Here is a 22,539-nt window from a genome sequence, read left to right on the forward strand (position 1 = left end):
GGGGAAATGAGGAAGCGGGGGAATGGGGAAGTGGGCAATTTTAACTAAAACCCTAACACCCTACAACCCTAAAACCCTAACACCCTAACACCCTAACACCCTAACACCCTTTTCACCGAGAAAATTATGACTATTAATACGCAAACTGTTACGATTTCTAACAAAGATATTGACATAGACGCTTATTTAGCCATTCCCGATCGAGTGGGAATTTATCCAGCAATTATCGTGATTCAGGAAATATTCGGCGTAAACGACCATATTCGCGATGTTACCCGCAGAATTGCCCAAGAAGGCTATATAGCGATCGCTCCTGCCATTTATCAGCGATTTGCTCCCGGTTTTGAAACGGGGTACAGTATGGCAGATATCGAAATCGGTCGTCAGTACAAAGAACAAACCAAAGCAGCCGAATTACTCAGCGATATCCAGGCCACCATCGATTATCTTTATAGTTTGCCACAGGTGCAAAAAACCGGTGTCGGTACGATCGGTTTTTGTTTTGGTGGTCATGTGGTTTATCTTGTCTCCACTCTAGAGGATATCAAAGTTACTGCCTCTTTTTACGGTGCAGGAATCACCACGGGAACCCCCGGGGGTGGTCAAGGGACAGTGAAGGTGACTCCCCAAATTAAAGGGACAATCTACGCATTTTTCGGGACGTTAGATACCAGTATTCCTCAAAAGCAAGTGGATGAGATAGAACACGCATTAACCCGTTATCAAATCCCCCATCGAGTTTTCCGCTATGAAAATGCCGACCATGGCTTTTTCTGCGACCAAAGGGCTAGTTATAATGCTAAGGCGGCCAAATCTGCCTGGGGTCATGTGCTAGAGTTATTTAGCCTTCTTAAATCTTAATGGTCTGACTCCTCAAGCTTCAGCTTACACTGGAAGCAGTTCGAAATCACATTTGTAACCATTATATCTATCATGACACCGAACCCAGCCTTTTCCATGGACGATTTTGCCAAAGCTCTTGATCAATACGATTATCAATTTGAAAAAGGGCAAATCGTGCGCGGGAGAGTCGATCAACACACCTCCGATGGAGCATACATCGATATTGGCGGCAAATCCTCCGCTTTTATTCCTTTAAGGGAAATTTCCCTAGAAAATGTTATTTCTATTGCTGAAGCTTTACCCATAGGTGCAGAATTCGATTTTCTGATTACCCGTGGACAGGATGCGGAAGGACAAGTTACCCTATCTCTGCGGCAATTATTACTGCAAAAAGCTTGGGAAAATGTCAGGGAAATCTCTGAAAGTGGCAAGTCGGTGCAGCTGCGCGTCACAGGGGTGAATAAGGGGGGAGTGACGGGAGAAGTGGAAGGATTAAAAGGATTTATCCCTCGCTCCCATTTAATCGAAAAAAATGATTTAGATTCCCTGATTGGACAACTTTTAACCGCAACTTTTATTCAAATCGACCAAGAAAATAATAAATTAGTTTTATCTCAGCGAGAAATTGCTCGCGCTAACGCTATCAGTCAATTAGCTGTGGGTAAATTATTAAGCGGCACTGTGGTTAAATTACAACCCTATGGTGTCTTTGTCGATTGCGGTGGAGTGACGGGATTGCTCCATGCTAAACAGGTGACGGGAGCCTCTTTTAATTCTCCCATGACTTTCTTTAAAGTTGGTCAGGCAATTCAAGTGGTAGTCGCGGAAATTGACGAATATAAAAACCGCATTTCCCTATCTACAAAAATCCTCGAAGCGCACCCCGGCGAAATTCTCGAAAACTTTGCAGAAGTCATGGAAACAGCAGCAGAAAGATTAAAACAAGCTCAGGGAAAACCCCCAGAAAGTTAGCGTAGGGTGGGTTAGGCGACAATAATTTAGATATTTTACCACCTATTTAGTATTCGCTGTAACCCACCATCAGTTATCAGGTGAATTTGTCTCCTGTCTCCTGTCTCCTGTCTCCTTTTTACTTGACAAAGATGTTTCAAGATCGGATAGCAATTTTAGGGACTATGCACGGAAAAGAGCGGGTAATAGCGCCGATTTTAGCGCAAGAAATAGGTCTTAAGGTGATTGTACCCGATAATTTTAATACTGATCGCTTTGGCACTTTTACTAGGGATATTAAGCGCATCGGAACACAAATTGAAACCGCTCGCAGGAAGGCACAAGAAGCGATCGAGCTTTCGGGATACGATATCGGAATTGCTAGTGAGGGTAGTTTTTATCCCTATCCCAACTTGCCGTTAGTTTCCTGTAATCGTGAATTGATTTTATTACTCGATCGAGTCCATAATCTAGAAATAATTGGTCAAGCAATAGTTACGGAAACTAATCACGCTCACCAAACTGTAACTAATCTAGCAGCTGCTTTAGAATTTGCCGAAAAAATCGGCTTTCCTAGTCATGGTTTAGTGGTGATGTTTGATAAAAATTCTCTCGACTCCGAGCAGATTTTTAAGGGAATTACTGACGAGAAAGATTTCGTTAAAATTGTTGAAGATATTCTTGACAAAAACGGCAAAGTACACCTAGAAACTGATATGCGTGCTATGCACAATCCCACGCGGATGAAAGCGATTGCAGCTGCAACAACAAATCTGGTGCAGAAACTCAATCAATTATGTCCTAATTGTGGTTGTCCGGGGTTTGATATTATCGAAAGAAAAGCGGGTTTACCCTGTGGTTTATGTCACTTTCCCACCTCTTTAATTAAACTGGAACTATACGGTTGTCAAAGGTGTGATTATCGAGAGGAAAAACTCTTTCCCAACGGTGAAAAAACCGCCGATCCGATGTATTGTGAATATTGTAATCCTTAAAGATAGCTTTTCTATGGAAAGAATTTTAGAACCGGAAGTAATGGATGATCGGGAAGAAGCGATCGAATATGATGCCATGGACTTCACCGAAGTTAATACTAATTTCGCTAAAGAAGCCGTACAATTGGCTGGCATTAATGCTAGGGTGTTAGATGTGGGAACTGGCACTGCACGCATTCCGATTATGATCAGTCAACTGCGTCCCCAATGGCAAATTATCGCTATTGATCTGGCCGATTCTATGTTAGAAATTGGTCAAAAAAATATCCTGAGTGCTAACTGTCAAGAACAGATCAAATTAGAAAAAGTTGATGGAAAAAATCTTCCCTACCAATCCGAGCAATTTGATTTAGTTATTTCTAATAGTTTAATCCACCATCTCGAAAATCCTCTGCCTTTTTTACGCGAAATTAAGCGAGTTTTAAAACCGAATGGTGGCATTTTTTTAAGAGATTTATTCCGTCCTGATTCCGAGGAAATAATCCAGGGGATGGTGAGGGAAATCGATCCTAATTTTTCTCCCCGACAAGCGCAATTATTTCAAGACTCGCTGCGAGCGGCTTTTACCCTAGCAGAAATCGAAGATTTAATCCAGCAATCGGGATTAAAAAATGTTAAAATTTATCAGTCTTCCGAACGTCATTGGACAGCCATAAAAACAAGTAAAAACTAATCACTAAATCAGGAAAAAAGCGAGTTATGAAAGTTGGATTTTTGGGAACAGGATTAATGGGAACGCCAATGGTAGAAAGATTATTAAATCAGAAAATTTCTGTTATTGCCTATAATCGCACCTTAGAAAAATTATCACCTTTACAGCAGTTGGGAGCCAAAACAGTTAACTCTCCTGAACAAGTCATTCAAGAGGCAGATTGTCTGATTTTAATGTTAACTAATGCCGCCGCTATCCAAGAGGTTTTAGGATTAAATTCCGAGCAATCTAACTTCAATAATCGGACTATTATCCAGATGGGAACTATTGCTCCTTCTGAAAGTAAACAACTGCGAGATCAAATTGTGGCTAAAGGGGGAGAATATCTAGAAGCACCCGTTTTAGGAAGTATTCCCGAAGCTAAAAATGGGACTCTCTTAGTTATGGTGGGAGCAACGGAGAAACAGTTCCATCAATGGTCAAATTTATTAGCATATTTTGGTCAAAAACCTGTGATAATCGGGGAAGTGGGAACCGCTGCGGCGTTAAAATTAGCTTTAAATCAATTAATTGCCTCTCTAACCAGTGCTTTTGGTTTGAGTTTAGCTTTTTTATCCCAGCAAGGAGTAGATATAGAAAAGTTCATGACTATCCTGCGTCAAAGTGCCTTATATGCGCCTACTTTTGACAAAAAATTAACCAGAATGTTAGAAGAAAATTATGCTAACCCTAACTTTCCTACTAAACATTTACTGAAAGATGTCAATCTTTTTTTAGAGGAATCGGAGAAATTAGATTTAACCACTTTTCCCCTAACAGGAGTACAGCACCTTCTTGAAAAAGCTTTAGAAATGGGATTCGCAGAGGACGATTATTCAGCTTTATACGAGGCGCTGAAAAAAGAATTATAAACCGCTTGGCAACATCAAAAAGACTCTCTTTAGTTTGTCTAGTCGGACAACTGATAGGAGAAAAACCGACAAAAGGCTTTAAATTTTCCTTAAGCTTTGTTGAGGTGGCCAGAAGAGGGGGTTAGAGTGGGAAGTGATGGAATTTTGGGCATATTTTCCTATGACGCTGACTGAATTTGGATTATTAGCGGGTTTACTTGTCCCCGGTATCCTGCTCTCGATTTTGGTGATGGTGAGTTTTGCCAAAGGGGGCTAAAAACCGATAGAGACACCGATGAAAGTGTCTCTATCTTTTTGGGGTGAAGATTAATCTATTTTTGGTTTTTTGCCTAATTTAATTGATTCTGTAGCTAACAAAATTGATTCTAAATGATGGCGCTTCTCCACTTGACCGAGGAAATAACCTGTCATCATCGCTGAAGCGAGAAGATTAGCCAAATTCTCGCGGTCGGTGGTAATTTGTACCGCAAAATCCTCTGAGGGCAACATTCCCACCAATCCCCTGACATTTTGCGAGATAATATCCTTAATTTCGCTACTGACGGATTGGGCTATTCTCTCAAGGGTTTCAGGATGCTGCTGCTGGAGATACTGCATCAGACAGTTATCATCTTGTTCTTCGGTTTCCCAGGGAAAAAAATCAGGATTAAAAGTCATCAGAACTCCCACGCTGTAGTGGTTATTGGATCTAGGTTAACAAATCGCTCTTCTTGATTGTCCGAAGTCCTCCCCATCTTGCTCAAGTTTAGCTCAGTAATCAGAAACATTTACCCATAATATACCCTTTCTCTCCTTATTCCTGATCGGTAGCTTCCAGAATACCCTGTTCCCTAAGATTGTCAACCTCGAAATATTGATGAAATTTATCAGTTACTTCTAACCAGTAGGATCTACCTTCATTTTGCTTGCGTTTTCTCACAAATCCTCGTTCTACCAAGTCCTGAACCTGTTGATAGGCCGTACTGCCCCGTAAATTAATTAAATCCGCTTGTAAAATCGGTTCTTTTAGTGCGATCGCTGCCAAAGTGCGGAGGGTTCCCGTACCTAATTCGGCCGGGATCAGGTCTTCGATCAAATTCTGATAAGCTGACCGCAATTGTAAACTATAACCGAGGGGGGTTTCCACCACTTCCAAGGCACTATCCCGGTGAGCATAATCGGACATTAATTCGATCATGGCATCTTCCACCGTCAAGCGATCGCTGTTGGTTAATGTCACCATCTCGGTTAAGGAGACAGGCTGCCCTTTTAGGTAAAGTATCGCTTCTAGACGGGTAGCTAGTCTGATCTCCTGGTGGGGTTCCGCGCTCAATCTCGACTACCTAAGTTTAGACAATGATTTGATATTCTACTAGAAGACGAACGAGAAAATTATGGAAACTTTTTGGAGTCAGGTTTTAGACTTTTGTTATCAGGCTACCGGCCAGGTGGGCGATCGCCTAGTAGCTGATTTTGGCAAATTACAGGCCACCAATAAAGCAGACGGGACTTTAGTGACGGCTGCCGACCGTTGGTCCGATGGCGAATTGCGATCGCTAATTGCCCGCACTTTCCCGGATCATGGAGTCTTAACCGAGGAAACTACCCATATTTTCCCGGATCAAGAATGGTGTTGGGTAGTGGATCCGATCGACGGCACGACTAATTTTACTCGCGGTATTCCCATCTGGGGCATTTCCCTGGGACTTCTCTACCGGGGGACTCCCGTGTTCGGATTTGTTTATCTCCCCTGCCTGAAACAGTCCTATTATGGTTATTGGTACGGTGAGACGGGTTTAACCGGTCCGCTAGGGGCCTACTGCAACGGTCAACCGATTCACACCAGCGACGATTTTCCCAGCAAAAATCATCTGTTTAATCTCTGCGCTCGTAGTACGGATGTATTAAAAAGTCCTTTTCCCTGCAAAGTGCGGATGATAGGAGTAGCTAGTTATAATCTGCTTTTGGTTGCCGATGGCACTGTCTTGGGAGGAGTGGAAGCAACCCCGAAAGTCTGGGATATTGCCGCAGTTTGGGCAATTCTACAGGCCGCAGACGGGGTATTTATCTCTTTAGGAGAAAAGATTTTTCCCTTACAGGTGGGGGAAAATTATAGTGATCGATCCTATCCCTGTTTAGCCGTAGCTCGATCGAATTTAGCGCCGGTTTTCTTGCCTTTAGTCGGTTTTCTCAAGGATGTTGCTTGAATGGAGAATTGCTCAGGTTAGAATAGCTGCATTTATTCGTTTTATCTCTATTTAGGGCTTGCTGAATAATGGTAAAACCCTTTTAAAATAGACCTCTTGTAAAAATCAAAAATTGTTGTTAGGGTTAGGAGTCAGTAGCCAGTAGCCAGTAGTCAGTAGTCAGGAGAATTAAGAATGAATAATAATCAGTTAAATGGCTATTTACAGACTTTATGCCATTTAATCCTTATTTTTGCCGTTTTTAAACCCTGAAAAATTAATTATGCAAGAGGTCTAATAAGGTTTTTGACCTGTTAGAATCCGATGTTAGTGCTAGAAAATCGGATTGGGACTCTCAAAAACCTTGCATTACCCTCCTTATAGTACATAAATTGGTACGAGGGCAACAAAGCCTGAAACGACCGGCTCCCGACTCCTGACTCCTGACTCCTAACCGCACCAACAAACTTTTTGCCGCAAACCCTATTTATTTCATGAGTTTTGATACTTCCTCTCTCAGCGAACGCAACGATAAAGCCGAAGTGTATCAACCAGTAATTATTCGCCTCGAAAATGTGTCTAAAATCTACGGCAGTGGCGAAACCATGGTTAAAGCCCTCAATAACGTCAATTTAAGCCTAAAAAAAGGGGAATATTGCGCTATTATGGGGGCTTCGGGTTCGGGAAAATCCACAGCCATGAATATTATCGGCTGTCTTGATCGTCCCACCTCGGGGTCCTATTATCTAGAAAATCTCGACGTTTCCACGCTGCCGGATGGGGATTTAGCTCAGATTCGCAATCGCAAAATCGGCTTTGTTTTCCAGCAATTCCATCTTTTACCCCAGATGAGTGCGCTAGAAAATGTCATGTTACCGATGATTTATGGTGGGGTTCCTCCCCAGGAAAGAAAGGAAAGAGCGATCGCTGCTTTAACGAAGGTAAAATTGGATAATCGACTGCACAATAAACCCAATCAATTATCGGGGGGACAACAGCAGCGCGTCGCTATTGCCAGGGCAATTGTCAATCAACCCATATTATTACTTGCTGATGAACCGACGGGGGCGCTAGACTCGAAAACTACCCAAGAGGTGATGGCTATTTTCTCGGAATTGAATAACAGTGGCATTACTATCGTCATGGTAACTCACGAGGCCGATGTGGCGCGTAATTCCGGACGCATTATCTGGTTTAAGGATGGTGAGGTGATTTATCCTAATCTGGCACCGACGGATTTACATGAGGTGATTGGGTAGGGTAGGGATTTTTCAGTTATCAGTGAAAAGAAAACGGCAACTTCCTAATTAACGTCAGTTCGGGATAAGGGTGGAAAGAAAAGGCGGGGGCTAGTAAGCTGAAAAATATATAGCAATTCTTGGAGCTATGAGGTACAATAGAAAGCAAATAGACAAATAATAGAACTCGCCGGCTTCCTATGAGAGCCTATTCCGTAGATTTTCGCCAAAAAATTATCGATGTCTGGAAGAAAGAAAAAATTTCCATTCGAGGACTAGCCCAGAGATTTGACGTGGCCAAAAGCTTTATTCAGAAGTTATTGAAGCAACATAAAGAAACAGGAGATATCCGTCCTCGTCCGCAAGGGGGAAGTCCGCCAACCAAGTTAAATAGTGAACAACTGATAATTTTAATAGAAATCATCGAAGCTAACAATGATGCAACTCTCGAAGAATTATCGGACTTACTGTATGAAAAGACACAGGTGAAAGTCAGTAGAGCCACTCTGGGGCGGCTTACGCAAAAACTCAATTACAGTTTCAAAAAAAAACACTACACGCGGCGGAAAAAGAAAGTGAAAGGGTACAGTAAAAAAGAGTAGAATACTGGTTTTAAGTTCGGGAAATTGAGGGATTAAAACTAATTTTTACCGATGAATCGGGGGTAAATTTAGCCCTGTTGAGACTCTATGCTAGAGCCTTAATTGACCAAAGAGATCGGGGAAGAAAACCACAAAAAAGAGGGAGAAATATTTCAATAATTAGTGCTATAAGCTTAGAAAAAGTTGTCGCATCAGTCAATATATACGGTGCAGTGGATGCGGTAAAATTTGAAGGATTTATTCTGAGGGAAGTACTGCCAAAAATTAAAGAAGGAGACTGTCTGATCATGGATAACGCCAAGATTCATCTCGGAGAAATGGTCAGAGAAATAATCGAACAAGAAAAAGCTAGACTAATCTATTTACCTCCTTATTCTCCCGAATTCTCTCCTATTGAAAACTTTTGGTCAAAAGTGAAAGCGATGGTAAGAAAACTGAAGGCGAGAACTTACAAAGACTTAATAGAAGGGATTGAATTGAATATGTTAGAAGTTACTCAAAAAGATATTCGCAATTGGTTTACTCATTGTTGCTACTGTACCTCATAAGTCAGAGAATTGCTATAATCTGGCTTTATTTAGCTATGACAAGCATTTTCGGGCGGTCAATGGGTTGATAACGGGAAATAGCCGCGCCGATTTTGCGATTATTCGATCTTAAGAGAATTGCTTCGGCTCGGTATCGCTGAAAGTGTAGCTTCAAGGGATACCAGGAAGCCAAAAGGAAGAATCGAACTTATCAAAAAATATTTGAGAGGAAGTCCTTAACCTTTGTTAAAAATAAGTGAGTGGACAGGCTCAGAAAAATTAAGTTTTGAAAATTTGACAGCACTTTACTATACTTTCACTTTACCCTAGAAGAAGAGCATCAAAAAGTCAAAAAATATAGCATTTCTCACACCTGTGTGGCACAGTCAAACCTTTGCTAATTGGGGTTTTAACATCAATAATGTACCTCCTGCGAACAGGAAACGCTATATACATGAAGACGGTCAAAAAGGAGGTAATAAACCAACGACCTCATCCCCAGAAAAAAGCTTTTTAAGTAGGAATTAAAAGAGCGGCGGACAGGATGAGGAGTTTGAAAGATTGAGAGGAAAAATACCATGACGACAACCGTTCAACGCTTAAGCCAACTAAATTTTGCATCCCTATCACCGGCGGGGGGATTGTTCCCGTCGCCGATCGCCTGGGAAGACCAAGCGTTCTATTTCTTGATGCTCGATCGCTTCTCCGATGGTCGTGAAAATGGGTACAAGGACAACGAGGGGAATTTAGTCCGGAGCGGGACAACCCCACCCTACAGTGCCGCTGGTGCGGAAAATGCCGTGAAAACAGAGGCGGATGCGGCTCGCTGGCGCGAAGCAGGAGTTAAATATGTGGGAGGGACGCTCAAGGGGTTAGAGAGCAAAATCGGCTATCTGAAACGATTGGGGGTGACGGCACTCTGGATTAGCCCTATTTTTAAACAGGTTCGGTTTCGGGAAACCTATCACGGCTACGGCATCCAGAATTTTTTAGAGGTGGAACCCCACTTTGGCAGCCGCGAAGACTTGCGGGAAGTGGTGCGAACTGCCCATGCCAAGGGCATCTATGTGGTTTTGGATATCATTTTGAATCACGCGGGCAACGTCTTTTCCTATTCGGGAGAACAGGATCGCCCTTGGACTGGGGAGATCTACCCAGTTGAGGGTTTCAACGATAAAAACGGTAAGCCTACCATACCCTTTGCCAAACCCGATCCGCAAAATCCCCCCGATTATGATGGGACATTATTTCCGCTGGAATTGCAGGATCCCGATACCTTTACCCGTAAGGGGTACATCAAAAATTGGGACTATGACCCCGAATTCCGGGAAGGAGATTTTTTTGACTTGAAGGACATCGATCACGGCTACGGTTCGGCCGATGATTACCTAGTATCCCCCGCCCTGCGCCACTTGTGTGAAGCCTATAAATACTGGATCGCCTACGCCGATATCGATGGCTTCCGCATTGATACCGTCAAGCACATGGACATGGGTGCGACTCGCTACTTTGTCTCAGTGATTCGGGAGTTTGCCCAAAGCGTTGGCAAAGAAAATTTTTTCCTGCTGGGCGAGATTACTGGCGGACGTAAACGAGCCTACGAAACTCTGGAATTAACCGGACTCAGTGCCGCTTTAGGGATCGATGATATTCCCGATAAGCTGGAATATCTGGTCAAGGGATATCGCAATCCCAACGACTATTTCAGCCTGTTCCGTAACTCGGAGTTAGTCAATAAGGGTTCTCATATCTGGTTCCGCAATAAGGTAGTGACTTCCTTTGACGATCACGACCAAGTACGCAAAGGTAATCAGAAAGCTCGTTTCTGTGCCGATGCCCATGCCTCGAAAGTCGCGCTGAATGTTTTAGCCTTAAATGCTTTAACCCTGGGCATTCCCTGCATCTATTACGGCAGCGAACAGTGTTTCGATGGCCGGGGAGGAAGCGATCGCTATATCCGGGAGTCGATGTTCGGCGGTGAATTTGGAGCGTTCCGAACCAGGGGGCTGCATTTCTTCGATGAAGATCATCCAGTTTATCGGGAACTCGCCAAAATCCTAGAAATCCGCCGACAACATATCGTGCTGCGGCGCGGTCGCCAATACCTGCGCTCGATTTCGGCCCCCGATGATGGAGTCCGCTTCAGCTTGCCGGAGATGGTGGGGGGACAGATTCGTTCTCTAGTGCCTTGGTCGCGGATTTTCAACGGTAAGGAGGTGCTGCTGGCGATTAACACCGATTATGACCAGCCGAGAACGGCTTGGGTGACGGTTGACAATGAACTGCACTGGGCGGGGGATGGGTTGAAGTGCCTTTACTCAAAAGATGCGGCGCAGATTGGTCAGTCGGTGACAGTGGAAGCGCGGAATGGGAAGGCGGTATTGATTACTGTTCCGGCGGCGGGTTTTGTGATTTTTGAGTGAAGTGAGGACATTATCTGAAGCGACAAAGGGCATTTCGATAACTACGAACTACAACTACTTTGAGGACAATTCCTCTTCAAGCAAGGAGGTTTAAATATCATGAGAAATATCACACAACGTCAACCATCACTGCTGGGTCAATTGCGGGAGATTGATCCAAATCTCAACATTCAGTGGGACGAGATAAGAGGGGTAGCATCCTCCATCCGTGGGAACTTGACAACTGCTCCTGCTGTTGCACCCACTAATCTTCGGGCTGTTGCTGAACCTAATAGCCTGGCTTTCCTGGAAACCTATGGTGAACTATTGGGGCCACCAGATATCAGCAGGTCGCTCAGACTGCTGCGCAGCCGCACGGATGATTTGGGATGGGTTCATCTGGAGTTTCAGCAATACTATTATCCCAACGGCGAACAGCCTGCCTTAAGGGAATTGATCCAAGATAACGCCATAGAGGTTTATGGTTCAAAACTGGCAGCCCATTTTAAGTCAGACGGCACATTAATTGAAGTGCAATCGAGTTGCTGGCGAGATATCCAGGTAGATAGAGAATTAGCCATTAATCCTCAACAGTTGCAGACATTACTTCTACAGCGTATTGAACCAGTGCAAGGCTTTTCAGAACTTCGCAGTCGGGTTGAGCCGCAAGAAGGAAGTTTCCCGTTAACTGACCCACCTCGTCTAGTGGTTTACCCCTGGCAAAATGCCTTCCGCCTAGCCTGGCTGTCTTATGGGTATGGAGCCTACAACAGGGATAGCAGGGGGGAACCTACAGAATTTCCTAATATTACCTATGGACAGTTGATTGTTGATGCAACTACAGGCGAGGAAATCCTGTTTGCACCAACCATTCATACGGCGGAAACTGCTGACACTGGCTCTGGTCTTGCAGTAACACCTCTCGGCAGTCCCACCACTCGGACATTAAATATCGTCCGGTTAGACACAACCTCCACCTATCGTCTCAAAGATACGACCCATAGCCGAGACATCGTGACTTACGATGCTGCTTGTAGCACTTCTTATAATTCCAACTCAGAGATTGGAACTGCTCTGGTTAACGGTACTCTTCCGGTTTCAGAAGATACAGATGGCGACAAGAATTGGAATCGAGTGCCTTCAGCGACTGTTAGTCGCACTGACGGTCAGCAACCAGAAGTCGATGCCCATTATTTCGCTCAGCAGCAGTATGAGTGGTACAATGCGCTGGCTGGCAGAGATGGGTGGGATGACGGGCAGTATCCTAACCCTCCAGTGCCTCCTCTAACCATAAATGTCCTTGCTCACTGTTATCCACCAGATGAGTGGGCGCCTGATGACTGCACCACAGTTAATGCTTACCATTGGGGCAGAAAGGCAGCAGGGGTGTGGACATATTGGCTTGCCTTTATGAATGGAAATGGCACCACCTATGACTACCCTGCTGGTTCGCATTTCATCTTCGCCCACGAGTATCAACACGCTATCACTAATTGTTCTTTTATTGATGGTGCAAATAATCCAGGGCTCACCTACTCAGGTTGGTTAGGAGCCGTTCACGAAGGATTGTCGGATACCTTCGGCGGACTATCTACTGAACAATGGAGACCGGGAACAGATATTTCCCCCGCTACTCCTGCTCTAATCTTCCGCAATCTAGCCTATCCACGAGATGCAGCAGCTTACGATTCTAACAAACTAGATCATTTTGATGATCGCAACACCACAACCGACTTCTACGCACGAGGCACTATCCTCGCCCACTGTGCCTTTCTTATGGGTCAAGGTGGGGTTCATCAACGGGCCTCACGCACTCCGGTTCTGATCCCGGTGTATAGTATGGGGCGGCAAACGGTTGGCGGCAAAGATTTTCTGAAATCTGCGCGGATTTGGTATCGCGCCCTTACTAACTATTTCAGCAATATCGGAGCTGCTACGGGACTTCCAGCGAACGATGAGAACACTTTCCGTACATTGCGAAATGGTTGCGTGAGTGCCGCAGAAGATCTTTATGGCACAGGTTCTCTCGAACACAAAACAACCATACTGGCGTTTTATGCTGTGGGTCTCCATCCTCTGGGTACTACTTACGGTGCAGACGTAACCTTCCTGCGCTGGGGTGCTGACTGGTGGATGTCGCGTCCTTATATCGGTATCTCTAGTCCAAATTGGTCATCGGTGGATCTCTTCATCAACAATGGCGGAGCTTCGGAGTGGAATGCTCTCATCAATATCATTGATTCAACGGGCAATCCTACCCAGTATGAAAACACCGTCTATTGCCGGGTCAGAAACGTAGGTGATCAGGATGCCCAGAATGTACAGGTGAAGTTCTATTATGCAAAGGTTGGTACACCCAGCGGTTGGCTAGAGGTGACAGACAAGGATGGCAACATTCAAGTTCTCAATATTGGTACGCTTGTAGCAGGTGAGTCCAATTTCCCGGATAGTGCCCAGAACAGTCCCCCTGCCAGTGCCAGTGTGAAATGGTACATTCCACCTCTAGCAGCGGGTGAAACGGTTGACCATTTCTGCTTGAAGGCAGTTGTCACTTCTGATAACGATGTCAACACTTACAACAATGAGGTGCAGTCCAATATCGCCTATGCTCCTTACACACCAGGAACACCTTTCCGGTTGCCCTTCATCGTCACGAATCCGTTAGATGAGGAAATTGCCCTGGAACTGAAGGTGCAGGGGCCTCTGCCACGGCGGTGGAAAGCGCGAATTCTAGGAGACACCCAAGGAATCCGGCTGAAACCCCGTGAAGAGCGGCTTTTAAATCTGACAATTGATATGCCCCCCGGTGAAGACCAGCAGCTTGAACCTCCCTTTGATGGGGAAGTCCGAGGGAAGGTATTTGGTTCCCTTTCGGGTCCTTTTGCAGGAACCCTGACTGACATTACCTGGGATGGGCAACGCTTAAAAGGTCGGTTAGTGGGCACTCTGGATGAAATTGGTTCGTTAATCGGTAACTTTGAAGGGACTTTAGACGTGAAGACTTGGCAAATCAAAGGTCGAGTCACCGGAAACTTTCAATGCGCTGGCACGGGAAACACCAGTCAACCTTGTCTGGGTCTAGAAGCCTGCCTCAGACCTTTGCGGAGAATCGATATCAGCCAGTTGGTTAACGGGCAGCCAATCAATGGAACGACAGTTCAGGTGCAAGTTCCTATCCCGGATAATCCTTATACCTGGAAACTGCCTCCTACCAATACCTATGTGGTTCCAGAAGCAGGAGGTTGTAAGAATCGTTCACTGCTATTTTTAGCAGTTGCGATCGCTCTACTTCTGTTTGTTTTGATGTGGCTATATGTCACTCGACAACCAGTTGAATTGATTCCTTGAAGTGAGTCTCTCAAACGTTTCACAAATTCGGAGGAAAAATAATCATGAAAATAATCAAATATTTAGCCTGGGCGTGGATCATCATTATCGGAGGTTTGATGATTACTCCAGGGGGAGTTCTTTGTACCGTCTGTGGCGTACCTATTGATGCCGTTGGTTTTATTGGGTATCCCGCAATCAATTTCCTAGGGATTGGGTCGATCACTCTTGGTGTGGTGGGATTAATAACCAGTGTCCTAGAAGTAACCCAGGGGAAAGTCGCTAGATAAGGCGGCAAAGACTACACAAGGTTCAACCTGGCCTACAAGAGCAAGCGATTGAAAGGTTAGTTTTATTGAGAAGAAAAGAAACGATCACTGCTTTGGAGAATTGAAATGCGATCGCAATTGCCCCTGACGGGAGGTGCGATATTTGGCGTTGCTGATTTGAGATATGAATCTTCTCTTGTGGGATTTTTAAAACCTCGACCCAAACTAACTTTTGGATACGATGCACAGTTGGCATTCATACCTTGATTCAGCAACGCCAAAAGTTATCAGATCCCCCCTGCCCCCCTTGATAAGGGGGGTGCCGATAGGCAGGGGGATCTACCCTTATTAAGGGGGGTGCCGATAGGCGGGGAGATAGGGTGATAATTTTGTTAAAATATAGGTCAGACTTAACCTATAATTGAATTAACAATGTATGATTCTACCTGTAAATTTATCGCCCTTGAATATTCGAGAGACTTAGCCACTTGGTTACTGGGTAAACCCTTAGAATTAACAGAAATTAAACCCTCAGAATTATCCCTAGAACCAATTAGAGCCGATACTTTAATCTTTTTGGAGTCGGAAGAATTAATCTTACATATCGAGTTCCAAACCGACCCTAAAGAAGACATTCCCTATAGAATGCTAGATTATGCCACCAGACTCTATCGATGCTATCCCCATAAACCTATCCATCAAGTGGTTATTTATCTAAGGAAAAGTGACTCGCCCAAAGTCCGACAGAATGATTATAAACAAGGGAAAACCTCTCATCAATTTGAAGTGATTAGACTCTGGGAACAACCCTCGGAACCCCTATTAAAGGCCCCCGGACTGTTTCCCTTTGCCATACTCGCTCAAGCTGAGAAACAAGAAAACTTACTGCGGCAAATTGCTCAAGAAATCGAGCAAATCAGCGATAGTCGAGAACAAAGTAATCTGGCCGCATCTACCGCAATTCTAGCTGGGTTAGTATTAGAGAAAGACATCATTCAACGATTATTGAGGAAAGACATCATGAAAGAATCCGTTATCTATCAAGAAATCTGGTCGGAAGGTTTACAAGAGGGACGACAAGAAGGAGAAGCTAACCTAGTTTTACGTCTATTAAATCGGCGTGTAGGGGACATTTCTCCCGAATTATTGCTCAATATCCGCAGTCTTGACCTAGAACAGTTAGAAAACTTGGGAGAAGCTTTGTTAGATTTTCAGTCACTACAAGATTTAGAAGAATGGCTGGAAAATTGCCGAGCTAGTTAGTACGAATAAACTAAATGCGGTCGATCCATTCCCATGGAAGCAGCAAGCTCTCAACTCCCTTGAGAGTGGTTTACATTTTAATCTATTCCCCGGTAGAGATCGGTGATGGCTAACTCTAGGTTAATACTTGACAGGATCACCCGATCGCCTGTCTCGTAAATAGTCGTTTCCCATATCCCCAGAGAATTACGGCGACGGCATTCCACGCGCTGGATTTCTTGGGAAATTAATACATATTCTTCTAAAGTTTCTATCTGTTGATAATCTTGGAATTTTTCGCCCTTGTCAAAAGCAATCGTACTGGGGGAAAGCACTTCCGCGATCAGTTTCGGATAGCGTTTCAGATAACGATCTTGGCGATCGCGAGGATCGCAGGTAACAAAAGCATCGGGATAGTAATAAAACTGATCTTGATAGTTAACCTTGACCTTACCCGAGTGAAACCGACAGTCTGTAGAGTCGCCGAAATGTTCGTCAATGACTTTGAGAAAATTGAAGGCAATGCGATCGTGATTATCCGTACCGCCGGCCATCGCGTAAACCAAACCACGTCGGTATTCATGACGGATCTGGCTCTGGCGCTCGATAGCGAGATATTCTTGGGGACTGATGTAGTTGGGAACCGCGATCATAATCTCTAGGGGTAAGCCTAGTATCAATTATAGTACGAGAATGGCTCTGGCTCTCTTATTCTTTGTGTGATTAGGGACTGGCGTAGAAATAATATCCTGGCCAGAAGCGCCCCTACAGTAACGGATTTTGTCCACAATGTAGGGGCGAACTGCGTTCGCCCAAAAGGTACATTATCAAAGCGCAAGTCCCTTAGTTTAACTTATATAGCGGCGATCTTTGTGTTCTTCGTGTCTTTGTGGTTCCTGACCCAGAGGGCTGATAAGCCAGCGCAAGAGGGTAAAATCTTGATAAACTGAGGGGATAACTATCCTAGACCATTCCCATGACCACTCACTTTATTAGTGCCGAAATCGACCTACAGGAAACCCCGCAACAACTGCAGCAAGAAATCGAAAAAGAATTAGCCAAACGCGGTGAACCCTTGCGTTGGGCAATCACAGAAGTGGATACCGAGAATAATCAAGTCAAAGTCGAAGCGATTGTCACCACTGCCTCGTGAATTCTCGTCCCTATACCGCCGTACTAATTATTCCCACCGGCATCGGGGCAGCGATTGGCGGTTATGCTGGGGATGGCATTCCCGTGGCCAGAGCGATCGCCCAAGTTTGTGATCGCCTAATTACCCATCCCAATGTCCTTAATGGCGCACAACTGTACTGGCCTCTGGACAACACCTACTATGTGGAGGGTTACGCTTTAGATCGTTTTGCCCGGGGGGATTGGGGATTAAGTCCCGTCCATCAAAATCGCATCGGGTTACTATTCGATCGCGCCATTGAATTTGACCTCTTGCAAAGACACCTTCAGGCTGCCGATGCTGTCCGGGCTACCCTAGGCTTAGATCTCACCGATTACCTTATCACCGATGCCCCCCTAAATGTGCAGTTGCGAGAGGCAGCCTCTGGGGCCAGTTGGGGAACAATTGGCAATCCCGACAGCTTGCTGCGGGGAGCAGAAAAACTGATTAAGCAAGGCCGGGCAGAAGCGATCGCCATTGTTGCCCGTTTTCCCGACGATCCCGATAGCATTGCCCTGGCTAATTATCGCCATGGTCAGGGGGTGGATCCCCTTGCCGGGGCCGAAGCGGTGATTTCCCATCTGGTGGTGCGACAATTTCAAATACCAGCGGCCCACGCTCCCGCTTTAAGTCCGCTGCCCCTCGATCCGCAACTTTCCCCCAAGGCTGCGGCCGAAGAAATCGGTTATACTTTTTTACCCTGCGTTTTGGTGGGTTTAAGTCGCGCCCCCCAATTGGTCAAGCGGCCCGCTCCCGATGCTATTTGGAGCCGGGAGGTGGACGCTCTGATCGTTCCCGCCAGTGCTTGCGGCTCTAGCACGGTCTTGAGTTTTTGTCAAGAAAAAACCGTACTGATTGCCGTGCAAGAAAATAGTACAAGAATGAAGGTGGCTCCGGAACCTCTAGGGGTGAAAGCAATTAGGGTACACTCGTATATGGAGGCAATCGGTGCGATCGTTTGTCAACGGGCTGGGGTTAGCCTCCCATCTCTTCGCCCTAATTTCAACTCTTTACGCTGTTTATCCGAGAATCCGTGACTAATTCCCCTAATTCCGAATTTGATCCCCTGACACGCACACAAGTCCTCACCATTATGGCGGTAACGGCGATTATCTTGCTGGTAGTCGCCAAAGTCTGGCAATATTTCGGTGCGATCGCTATTCCCGCCATTCGCTGGACTCTCCCAGATCTCCTGTTCGGATTAGCCTTAGCGGGGGCAATTAGTGGAATTAGTGGGCTTCTCTATCGTTTTTGGCCCACTTATCGGCATAGTGCTAATGCTTACTTAGAATTAGTCATTAAACCTTTAGCATGGCCCGATTTAATTTGGGTTGGATTACTGCCGGGGTTAAGTGAAGAATTATTATTTCGTGGGGTAATTTTGCCAGCTTTGGGCTTAAATATCTTTGGTTTAACCGTTTCTAGTCTAATTTTTGGCATCCTCCATTTTAGCGGTTCCCAACAATGGCCCTATGTTATCTGGGCAACTGTTGTCGGTTTTGCCCTCGGTTATACCGTCATCATCACCGGTAATTTATTAATCCCGATCCTCGCTCATATTATCACCAATCTCCTCGCTAGTTTTCTCTGGAAATTACAGAATAGCAGTTAGGGGAATGGGGAAGTGGGGAAGTGGGGAAGTTATCAGTAATCAGATTTGAGTTTTAAGTGAGCAGTATTAAATAAAAGTTTCCTAATGTCTTTTCACTGATCACCGATTACTGTTCACTATTCACTGATTACTGTTTACTGAAAATACTCCCTTCTCCCCAATTCATAATTCATAATTCATAATTCCCACTTCCCCGTCTTCTGTCTTCTGTCTTCTGTCTTCTGTCTCCTGTAAAAAATATGGAAGTACAATTTCGCGAATTTAATCCTTTTGATGTCTGGTTTTGGCTGGAATTTTCGACGGTTCCCTCGAATATGGAACAGCAGTATGTAGAAGAAGTTTTTGCCTCTTGGTTTTATTTGGGTAAATTAGGGGCTTTTAATGCCGAAAACCTACAGGTACAGGAGGTGGGAGTCGATATTAGTTATATGGAATACGATCCAGATATGGCCGAAAATGCCTTTATGTCACCGATGCACAATATGACCGATTTTGAATACTTAGGTACTTGGGGACGTTGTTGGTTTGATCTCGGTACTAGCGATCTTATTGCTTTAGATATTTTAATCAATGCCTTGACCCAATTAAGTAAGGATTTTGTCGATATTAAACGTTTAATTATCGGTGGAGAAAATCAAGATTGGCCAGTTAGCGATCGCAGTAATTATCTCTTTAGCGAATAATTAGGTTTTACTGAAAAAGTTTCTTGGTGGGGTCAGAATTATGAATTATGAATTATGAATTATGAATTATGGTCCTTCCGAACTTACACTGTAGAAAATTCCTCAAGCTCCCTCTCTGCCCAGCAATGCTCTAAAGTTGATAAATATCAATCTAACAAAAACTCAAAGCCTTAGTATACAAGCTTTACAAGCACGAGTTGTTAATAGTTTTACATGACAGGTTCGGTAGAGCCTGAATTCAGGATATTATTTTTATTTATTCTCTCTTTTCCCCTTTCCCCTTTCCCCTCTCCCTTATCCCTTATCCCCTCTCCCTTATCCCCTCTCCCTTATCCCTTATCCCCTCTCCCTTATCCCCAATTCCTAATTCATAATTCCCACTTAAATCTATGCTTAATCTCGTCTCCCTTCCAGAAATTCCCGCCGCCGCTTGGAAACGTCCTCTAGGCAAAGGTTGGGAAAAACCCTACAGCGTCCGCTACGCCAGCAATTTAGATGATGGTCCTTGGCATGGGATGCCCCTAGGAGGATTTGGGGCCGGTTGCATCGGACGTTCCCCCAAAGGTGACTTTAATCTCTGGCATCTGGACGGTGGTGAACACAGTTTTAATAGCCTTCCTGCCTGTCAATTTAGCATTTTTGAACAAACAGAAGACGGAAGCGCCCAAGCCTACGCTATGGCGACGGAAAGCCCCAAGTATGGAACTTTATCGCGCTGGTCGTGGTATCCAGCCGAAAAGGGAACATATTCTGCCCTTTATCCCCGCAGTTGGTACGAGTACAAAGATGTTTTTCAGACTCAATTAATTTGCGAACAATTCTCACCGGTTTGGGCGCATAATTACCAAGAAAGTAGTTATCCTATAGCCCTATTTGAATGGACGGTTCATAACCCCACCGATAAACCGATTACTATTAGTATTATGCTGACTTGGCAAAATACAATCGGTTGGTTTACTAACGCGATTAAATCCCCAGTGGTTAAGGTGAGAGATGATGGTAGTCCCGTCTATGAATATCAATCAAAATGGGGGGAAAGTGAGGGTAATTATAATCAATGGATTGTCGATAATTTCCGCGTTGGCTGTCTGATGCGTCGGGATTACGAAAACCCTGGGGAAGGGGATGGACAGATGGCGATTGCCAGTATTACTAATCCGAGTCTAGAGGTATTCTATCTGGGTAAATGGAACCCTGCCGGCGATGGGGGCGAAGTTTGGGATTATTTCGCCATGAATGGCTCTTTACCGGATATTGAGGACGAAACCCCCGCCCAAAAAGGGGAACAAACGGCCACGGCCATGGCGATTCGTTTTACCATTCGTCCGGGGAAAACTCGCAAAATTCCTTTTATTCTAGCTTGGGATTTACCCGTCACCGAATTTGCTCAAGGAATTAACTATTATCGTCGTTATACGGACTTTTTCGGTCGCAATGGTCAAAATGCTTGGGCGATGGTACGCACAGCCTTAAAACAGGGCGATACATGGCGAGAAAATATTATTAACTGGCAAAAACCGATCCTAGAACGCAGCGATCTGGCCGATTGGTTTAAAATGGCTTTATTTAACGAATTATACCTCCTAACTGACGGCGGCACTCTCTGGACGGCAGCCACGGAACAGGATCCTATCGGTCAATTTGGGGTCTTAGAATGTATTGATTATCGTTGGTATGAAAGTCTGGATGTGCGTCTCTATGGTTCCTTTGGGTTACTGATGTTATGGCCGCGCTTAGAAAAGGCCGTCATGGAAGCTTTTGCTAGGGCAATTCCCAGCAGTGACGACACTCCTCGGATTATCGGTTATAACCAAGCTAGTGCCATTCGTAAGGCTAAAAATGCCACTCCCCACGATTTAGGCGCACCCAATGAACACCCTTGGCAAAAGAGTAATTACACCAGTTATCAAGATTGTAATCTCTGGAAAGATTTAGGCAGTGATTTTGTTTTATTAGTCTATCGGGATTATTTATTAACGGGGGCTAAAGATGAGGATTTTCTGCGGGAATGTTGGCCGTCAATTGTTCTGACTTTGCAATATTTAAAAGCTTTTGACCTTGATAACGATGGCATCCCCGAAAATTCCGGCGCACCAGACCAAACCTTTGATGATTGGCGTTTACAGGGAATTAGTGCCTATTGTGGTGGTTTGTGGATAGCGGCACTAGAAGCGACGCTTAAAATTGGGGCAATTCTTGGAGAAGATACGGCAATTTTTGCCAGTTGGTTACAGCAATCTCGCGCTATTTATCATCAGACTCTCTGGAATGGAGAATATTATAATTTAGATAGTGGTAGTGGTTCCGATGTGGTGATGACTGACCAATTATGCGGTCAATTTTATGCTCGTTTATTGGCTTTACCGGATGTGGTAGAAAATCAATACACGCAATCAGCTTTAAGTAAGATTTATGAGGCTTGTTTTCTCAAGTTTCATGGGGGAAAATTTGGGGCGGCTAATGGTTTAAAACCCGATGGTACTCCCGAAAATCCCGAGGCAACTCATCCCTTAGAAGTTTGGGTAGGAATTAATTTTGGGTTGGTGGCTTTTTTACTACAAATGGGAATGGAAAAGCAAGGATGGCAAATTACGGAGGCAGTGGTGCGACAAGTTTATGAAAATGGCCTACAATTTCGCACCCCGGAAGCAATAACATCGGTGGGAACTTTTCGCGGTTGTCATTATTTACGCGCCATGGCTATCTGGGCTATCTATGGGGTTTTGACAGAATTTCAGGGATAAAACAGGATTATCGCCATCTAACTGGTGATCTGGTTTTACCAGGTAAATCACTGTAATACTAAATCTGGTTATTAAAAACTGATTATTTATTCCCCCTTTTGCATGAGTGCCTCTCCTGATAAGTAGCCTATACTCAACGGATTTAGGATTACTTCCCACTTGATCATTCAATCCAAGCTTTTGGGGGGTAGAACCCCCCAAACCC

19 protein-coding genes and 1 pseudogene are annotated in these 22,539 nt (G+C 44.7%); 17 read left to right on the plus strand and 3 right to left on the minus strand.

What is annotated here, in order from left to right:
* Nucleotides 1–126 precede the first annotated feature (126 nt).
* From IQ234_RS11860 to IQ234_RS11880, 5 genes are all read left to right on the plus strand, one after another.
* A complete protein-coding gene (locus tag IQ234_RS11860; protein ID WP_193957239.1) occupies nucleotides 127–861 on the plus strand; it encodes a dienelactone hydrolase family protein in 735 nt (244 codons plus the stop codon).
* Nucleotides 862–957: 96 nt separating this feature from the next.
* A complete protein-coding gene (locus IQ234_RS11865; RefSeq protein WP_193957254.1) occupies nucleotides 958–1,815 on the plus strand; it encodes a S1 RNA-binding domain-containing protein in 858 nt (285 codons plus the stop codon).
* Between the two features lie 131 nt (nucleotides 1,816–1,946).
* Entirely contained in the window at nucleotides 1,947–2,789 is an 843-nt protein-coding gene (locus IQ234_RS11870) for a DUF6671 family protein (RefSeq protein ID WP_193957240.1), read from the plus strand.
* A gap of 13 nt (nucleotides 2,790–2,802) precedes the next feature.
* Nucleotides 2,803–3,462 carry a class I SAM-dependent methyltransferase gene (locus IQ234_RS11875; protein ID WP_193957241.1) on the plus strand — a complete coding sequence of 220 codons (660 nt, stop codon included), beginning with the start codon at nucleotides 2,803–2,805 and terminating at the stop codon, nucleotides 3,460–3,462.
* A 26-nt stretch (nucleotides 3,463–3,488) separates the two neighbouring features.
* Nucleotides 3,489–4,352 carry an NAD(P)-dependent oxidoreductase gene (locus IQ234_RS11880; RefSeq protein ID WP_193957242.1) on the plus strand — a complete coding sequence of 288 codons (864 nt, stop codon included), beginning with the start codon at nucleotides 3,489–3,491 and terminating at the stop codon, nucleotides 4,350–4,352.
* A gap of 306 nt (nucleotides 4,353–4,658) precedes the next feature.
* On the opposite strand, the gene IQ234_RS11885 is transcribed toward IQ234_RS11880, so the two are convergent.
* Both IQ234_RS11885 and scpB read right to left on the minus strand, forming a co-directional pair.
* A complete protein-coding gene (locus IQ234_RS11885; RefSeq protein WP_193957243.1) occupies nucleotides 4,659–5,009 on the minus strand; it encodes a DUF760 domain-containing protein in 351 nt (116 codons plus the stop codon).
* A 136-nt stretch (nucleotides 5,010–5,145) separates the two neighbouring features.
* On the minus strand, nucleotides 5,146–5,664 hold the full coding sequence (scpB, locus tag IQ234_RS11890; RefSeq protein WP_110580146.1) for an SMC-Scp complex subunit ScpB: 519 nt from the start codon (nucleotides 5,662–5,664) through the stop codon (nucleotides 5,146–5,148).
* Between the two features lie 61 nt (nucleotides 5,665–5,725).
* On the opposite strand from scpB, the gene IQ234_RS11895 reads away from it, so the two are divergent.
* From IQ234_RS11895 to IQ234_RS11925, 7 genes and pseudogenes are all read left to right on the plus strand, one after another.
* Nucleotides 5,726–6,538 (plus strand): inositol monophosphatase family protein, encoded by an 813-nt coding sequence (locus IQ234_RS11895; RefSeq protein ID WP_193957244.1) that lies wholly within the window; start codon nucleotides 5,726–5,728, stop codon nucleotides 6,536–6,538.
* 473 nt (nucleotides 6,539–7,011) lie between these two features.
* A complete protein-coding gene (locus tag IQ234_RS11900; protein WP_193957245.1) occupies nucleotides 7,012–7,776 on the plus strand; it encodes an ABC transporter ATP-binding protein in 765 nt (254 codons plus the stop codon).
* A gap of 179 nt (nucleotides 7,777–7,955) precedes the next feature.
* A pseudogene (locus tag IQ234_RS11905) lies at nucleotides 7,956–8,905 on the plus strand (IS630 family transposase).
* Nucleotides 8,906–9,462: 557 nt separating this feature from the next.
* Entirely contained in the window at nucleotides 9,463–11,307 is a 1,845-nt protein-coding gene (locus IQ234_RS11910) for an alpha-amylase family glycosyl hydrolase (RefSeq protein WP_193957246.1), read from the plus strand.
* Nucleotides 11,308–11,406: 99 nt separating this feature from the next.
* Nucleotides 11,407–14,634 (plus strand): M4 family metallopeptidase, encoded by a 3,228-nt coding sequence (locus IQ234_RS11915; protein ID WP_193957247.1) that lies wholly within the window; start codon nucleotides 11,407–11,409, stop codon nucleotides 14,632–14,634.
* Between the two features lie 44 nt (nucleotides 14,635–14,678).
* Complete coding sequence (locus tag IQ234_RS11920) at nucleotides 14,679–14,903, plus strand: hypothetical protein (protein ID WP_193957248.1); 225 nt, start codon at nucleotides 14,679–14,681, stop codon at nucleotides 14,901–14,903.
* Nucleotides 14,904–15,314: 411 nt separating this feature from the next.
* Nucleotides 15,315–16,145, plus strand: a complete 831-nt coding sequence (locus IQ234_RS11925) for a DUF4351 domain-containing protein (RefSeq protein ID WP_193957249.1) — start codon at nucleotides 15,315–15,317, stop codon at nucleotides 16,143–16,145.
* Nucleotides 16,146–16,222: 77 nt separating this feature from the next.
* Here IQ234_RS11925 and IQ234_RS11930 read toward each other — a convergent pair whose 3' ends face one another.
* Nucleotides 16,223–16,777, minus strand: coding sequence for a Uma2 family endonuclease (locus IQ234_RS11930; protein ID WP_193957250.1), 555 nt, complete (start codon nucleotides 16,775–16,777; stop codon nucleotides 16,223–16,225).
* A 323-nt stretch (nucleotides 16,778–17,100) separates the two neighbouring features.
* Between IQ234_RS11930 and IQ234_RS11935 the strand changes: the two genes are divergently transcribed.
* The 5 genes from IQ234_RS11935 to IQ234_RS11955 all read left to right on the plus strand — a co-directional run bounded on the left by IQ234_RS11935 (nucleotide 17,101) and on the right by IQ234_RS11955 (nucleotide 22,334).
* Nucleotides 17,101–17,277 carry a hypothetical protein gene (locus IQ234_RS11935; protein ID WP_002734354.1) on the plus strand — a complete coding sequence of 59 codons (177 nt, stop codon included), beginning with the start codon at nucleotides 17,101–17,103 and terminating at the stop codon, nucleotides 17,275–17,277.
* The gene (locus IQ234_RS11940) at nucleotides 17,274–18,332 is read left to right on the plus strand and encodes a DUF3326 domain-containing protein (protein WP_193957251.1); all 1,059 of its coding nucleotides are present in this window, start codon (nucleotides 17,274–17,276) and stop codon (nucleotides 18,330–18,332) included. Before IQ234_RS11935 ends, IQ234_RS11940 begins: the two co-directional genes overlap by 4 nt.
* The gene (locus IQ234_RS11945; RefSeq protein WP_193957252.1) at nucleotides 18,329–18,907 is read left to right on the plus strand and encodes a CPBP family intramembrane glutamic endopeptidase; all 579 of its coding nucleotides are present in this window, start codon (nucleotides 18,329–18,331) and stop codon (nucleotides 18,905–18,907) included. Before IQ234_RS11940 ends, IQ234_RS11945 begins: the two co-directional genes overlap by 4 nt.
* 239 nt (nucleotides 18,908–19,146) lie before the next feature.
* Complete coding sequence (locus tag IQ234_RS11950) at nucleotides 19,147–19,590, plus strand: DUF3531 family protein (RefSeq protein WP_002749339.1); 444 nt, start codon at nucleotides 19,147–19,149, stop codon at nucleotides 19,588–19,590.
* A gap of 389 nt (nucleotides 19,591–19,979) precedes the next feature.
* Nucleotides 19,980–22,334 carry a GH116 family glycosyl hydrolase gene (locus tag IQ234_RS11955; RefSeq protein WP_193957253.1) on the plus strand — a complete coding sequence of 785 codons (2,355 nt, stop codon included), beginning with the start codon at nucleotides 19,980–19,982 and terminating at the stop codon, nucleotides 22,332–22,334.
* Nucleotides 22,335–22,539: the final 205 nt, after the last annotated feature.

The organism is Microcystis aeruginosa LEGE 91341, assembly GCF_015206885.1.
Lineage (GTDB): Bacteria > Cyanobacteriota > Cyanobacteriia > Cyanobacteriales > Microcystaceae > Microcystis > Microcystis aeruginosa_H.